1 protein-coding gene is annotated in these 5,219 nt (G+C 74.6%); it reads left to right on the top strand.

Annotated features, from left to right (window positions below; genetic code table 11):
* On the top strand, positions 1 to 5,219 hold a 5,219-nt coding region (locus ACYVE9_RS14705; RefSeq protein ID WP_461028287.1), incomplete at both ends, for an amino acid adenylation domain-containing protein.

The raw sequence follows: 5,219 nt of genomic DNA, 5'->3' as shown, positions 1-5,219 counted from the left end.
GCTCCGGCACGCCGAGGTCTGCCGCGCCCTCGGGGCTACGGAGCCCGGAGCCCGGCTGTACGGGACGATCGCCGACGTACGGGAGGCGGCGCCCGCCCTCCGGTTCGGCGACCACCCGGCCACCGTCCGGGCCCTGGGCCTCCAGCCGTCCACCGCGCCCCGGTTCCTGCTGGAGGAGGCGCCCGACGGGCGGACCCTCCTCGTCGTCCTCGGACCCGAAAATTCCGGCGACGGACCCGACACGGACGCCCGGCGGCTCCACGCCCTGCTGACCGCGGCCGTCACCGCGCCGGGCCACACCGTGGCCTCCCTCACCGCGGCGCGCCCCGGGGAACCGGTCGCGGCGGAAGCCCCGGCGCTGCCGGACACCGCCAACCCGACGGAACGGGCCACGCTGACCTCGCTCCTCGAAGCGGCGGCGCACCGCGCCCCGGACACCGTCGCGGTCCGCGATGCGCACGGCGAGTTGACCTACCGTGAGCTGCACGAGCGGGCCAACCGCCTGGCCCGGCTGCTCGTCGGCCGGGGGGCGGGCCCCGAACAGCTCGTCGGCCTGCTGCTGCCCCGCTCCGCCGACACACTCGTGGCGATGCTGGCGGTCCTGAAGTCCGGCGCCGCCTACCTGCCGCTCGACCCCGCCTATCCCGACGAGCGCCTCCGCCTCATGGTCGAGGACGCCCAGCCCGCCTGCCTGCTCACCGACACCGCCCACGCCGAACGGGACCTCGGCGCTCCCGCCGGCGCGGCCGTGGTCCTTGACGACCCGGCAGTACGGGCCCAACTGGCCTCGGCCGCCTCGCACGACCTCACGGACGCCGACCGGGCCGCGCCGCTGGCCCCAGGCCACCCGGCGTACGTCATCTACACCTCGGGCTCGACCGGCACCCCCAAGGGCGTCGTCGTGGCGCACCGCAGCGTGCTGCCCCTGCTCGCCTGGACGGAGGAGGAGTTCGGCGCGGACGCGCTGCGGCACACGCTCGCCGCGACCTCGTTCAGCTTCGACGTCTCCGTCGCGGAGGTGTTGACACCGCTGGCCGCCGGAGGCACGGTCGAGATCGTCCGGAACCTGCTGTCCCTGCTGGACGGCGACCCGCCCCGCTGGTCCGGCGGCCTTGTCTGCGCGATCCCCTCGGTGCTCGGCAAGCTGCTGGAGCGCACGGACCTCGACCTGTCGGCCCGGACCCTGGCCCTGGGCGGCGAGGCGCTGCCCGCCGCGCTCGCCGAGCGGATAGCCGCGACCATGCCCGACACCCGCTTGATGAACAGCTACGGGCCGACCGAGGCGACCGTCAACGCCACCGCGTGGCGCCCGGACGGCCCGCTCGACGGGGCGGCGCCGCCCATCGGCCGGCCCCTCGGCCACGTCCGCGCCCACGTGCTCGACGCGGCCCTGGCAGAGGTCGCCCCGGGAGGCACGGGAGAGCTGTACCTGGCGGGCGACGGGCTGGCCCGGGGCTACCTGGGCCGGCCGGCGCTCACCGCGGAACGGTTCACCGCCGACCCGTTCGGGCCGCCGGGAACGCGGATGTACCGCACCGGCGACCTGGTCCGCCGCCGGGACGACGGGCAACTCGACTTCCTCGGCCGGGTGGACGAGCAGATCAAGGTCAACGGCCACCGGGTGGAGCCCGGCGAGGTGGAGGCGGCGCTGACCCGCCACCCCGGCGTCGCCGAAGCGATGGCCGTCGTCCGCGCCGACCACGTACACGACGCCCGGCTCATCGCCCATCTGGTGCCGGCCGACCCGTTCGCGCCCCCCGCTGTGGAGGAGCTGCGCGGGTGGCTCGCGGCGCTGCTCCCCGCCCACCTGGTACCGGCCGAGCTCCGGTTCGCCGAGTCCCTGCCGCGGACCCCGACCGGCAAACTGCAGCGCGAGACCGACCCGGAACCGCTCGCCGCGCCGGCCGAGCGGGCCCCGGCCCCCGAGGCCACCACTTCCGAGGCCACCACCTCCGAGGCCACCACCTCCGAGGCCACCACCTCCGAGGCCACCACCTCCGAAGCCACGACCCGCGAGACCACACCTGCGGTGTCAGCCACACCCGCCGTGTCCGCCACTCCGGTCCCGTCCGTAGCGTCCGCCGCACCCGCCCCGGACGACGTACCCCCCTCCCGGGAGGACCTCGTCGCCGCCGCCTTCGCCGCAGTGCTCCGCGAGACCGACGTCCCGCGCGACCGGAGCTTCTTCGACCTCGGCGGCGACAGCATCATGTCCATCCAGCTGGTCAGCCACCTGCGCCAGTCCGGCCTCGTCCTCATCCCGCAGGACATCTTCGAACACAAGACCGTCCAGGCCCTCGCCCTCGTCGCCCGGGATACCGCACGCCGCACCACCGACCAGGAAGCGGCGGCCGTCGGCGACGTCCCCCTCACCCCCATCGTCCACTGGCTGCGCGACCAGGGCGGGCCCGTCGACGGCTTCCACCAGGCCGTGCTGCTCCGGGTCCCCGGCGGCCTGCGCGCCGACCGGCTGACCACCGCCGTTCAGGCACTGGTCGACCACCACGACGCGTTCCGGCTCCGCCCCGACCGCTCCGCCCCCGGCTGGTCCCTGGAGGTCCGCCCGGCCGGCAGCGTCCTGGCCGCGGACTGCGTGCGCCGCGTGCCCGCCGGGGGCGTCACCGGCGACGGGCTGCTGCGACTGCTGTCGGAGGAGACGGCGCGCGCCCAGCGGGAACTCGACGTCGCGGAAGGGCGCATGATCCGCGTCGTCTGGTTCGACGCGGGCCCCGACCACCCCGGCCGGCTCCTCTTCATGGCCAACCACCTCGCCTGCGACGGCGTCTCCTGGCGGATCGTCGTCCCCGACCTCGTCGGCGCCTACCAGGACGCCGAGGCCGGCCGCACGCCCGTCCTCCGCCCGGTCGAGACCTCCCTGCGGCACTGGAGCCGGTCCCTGTCCGAGCAGGCCCGCACCCCCGAGCGGCAGGCTGAACTCCCCCTGTGGGAACGGATGCTCGACGTCCCCGGCCCCCGGTTCGCCCGCCGCGCCCTGGACACGGCCCGGGACACCACCGGCACCGCCCGCTCGCGCACCGTCGTCTACGAAGCCGAGCGCGCCCGCCACCTCTTCACCACCATCCCGCTCGCCTTCCACTGCGAGATCAACGACGTGCTGCTCACAGCGCTTGCTGTGGCCGTGCAGCGCTGCCTCGGCACCACCGGGGACGTACTCATCGACGTCGAGGGCCACGGCCGCGAACCGGTGGTGCCCGGGGCCGACCTGTCCCGCACGATCGGCTGGTTCACCAGCATGTACCCGGTACGCATGGCACCCGGCACCGCGGCGGCGGGCACGGACGCGCCCGGGGCCGCGCTCGGCGACGCCCTGCGCCGGGTGAAGGAACAGCTTCGCGCCATCCCCGACAAGGGCATCGGCTTCGGCATGCTCCGCCACCTCGGCCCCGAGGAGGGGCGCCGCAGACTGGCGGCCGCCGAGCCCCGGGACATCGGCTTCAACTACTTCGGCCGCTTCCTCCTGCCGTCCGAAGGAGGCGAGGAGGACTGGTCGCCCGCCCCCGAGACCGGCATGACGGCGGGCGCCGACGCCGACATGCCGCTCGACCACCCGCTGTCCGTCAACGCCCTCACCGAGGACACTCCGGAGGGCACCGCACTGCGCATCGCGTTCTCCTGGGCCGAGGGCGCCGTGGACGACGACCGGGTCGACGAACTGATCGGCCACTGGTTCGACGCGCTCGACGCGCTCGCTGCGCACGCCGCCGAACCGGGCGCGGGCGGCCGCACGCCCTCGGACTTCCCCCTGGTCGTCCTCGGACAGCGGGAGATCGAACTGCTGGAGCGTGAACACCCCGGCCTGGACGAGATCCTGCCGCTCTCCTCCCTCCAGCAGGGCATGCTCTACCACCTGCTGCTCGGCTCGCTGAACAGCTCCGAGGACGGCGGCGCCGAGGACTCCGCGCACACGCTGTACACCGTCCAGTTCTGGCTGGAGCTAGCCGGCGACCTGGACACCGGCGCTCTGCGACAGGCCTTCCGCGCCCTCCTGGACCGCCACCGCAATCTCGGCGCCGCCTTCGTGCACACCGGCCTCCCCCACCCCGTGCAGGTCTTCCGGCCCGGCGTGGACGTGCCCTGGCGGGAACGTGACCTCAACGCACTGCCGGAGGACGAGCAGGAGCGCGAGATGGAGCGCCTCCTGGTCCAGGAGCGGTCTCGCCCCTACGACCCGGCCCGGGCGCCGCTGCTGCGGGTGCTCCTCGCCGACCTGGGTGGCGGAAGCCGTCGCCTGGTGCTGTCGATGCACCACATCCTGCTGGACGGCTGGTCCCTGCCGGTCCTCGTCGAGGAGCTGTTCGCCCACTACCGGGCAGAAGTCACCGGCACACCGCACGCGCTGCCCGCGGGCACGCCGTTCCGCGAGTACATGCGCTGGCTGTCGCACGTGGATGACAAGGCCGCCGAGGACGCCTGGCGCACCGCGCTGGACGGCTTCACCCCCACCCGGATCGGCGACCGGCACCCCGGTGAGCCGCTGCCCTCCCGGCAGCTGCGGTTCTCGCTCGGCGAGGAGGCGACCGGCGCGCTGGCGGGCACCGCCCGGCGGCACGGCCTGACGCTCGCGACCGTGCTCCAGTCCTGCTGGGCGCTCGTGCTCGGCGAGGAGACCGGCAACCCGGACGTCGTGTTCGGCTCGGTGGTGTCCGGACGCCCGGCCGAACTGCCGGGCGTGGAGAAGATGGTGGGCCTCTTCATCAACACCGTGCCGACCCGGGTACGGATCGACCCGGCCGAGTCGCTCGGCGACCTCTTCGCACGGATCCAGGACGAGCAGGCCAGGCTCCTGCCGTACCAGCACATCAGCCTCACCGACATCCGCCGCATCACCGACAGCGGTGACATGTTCGACACGATGATGTCCTTCGCCAACTACCCCTTCGACGGCGAGGCACTGCGCCACCCGGCACCCGGCCTGGAACTCGTCCGCGCCTCCGGCGACGACCGGCAGCACTACCCGCTGGGCGTGGTCATCAGCCACCGTGACGACCTCCTGACCGTGCAGGTCGAGTACCGCCCCCACCTCATCGATCCGGACCGGGCCGAAGACCTGGTCCGGCGCTTCGTCGCCCTGCTGCACCGGAGCGCGCGGGCCCCGCACACCACGGTGGGCGCCCTCGACACCGACGCACTGCTCGCGGCCGGCGCGGACGCGCCCGCCGCCGAGGAACGCGCGGCCGACCCGTCCGCCCTCGACGGCG

It is taken from the genome of Streptomyces sparsus (assembly GCF_054776295.1).
Note: the sequence above shows the minus strand (reverse complement) of the source record. Positions and strands in the feature narration are given on the sequence as shown.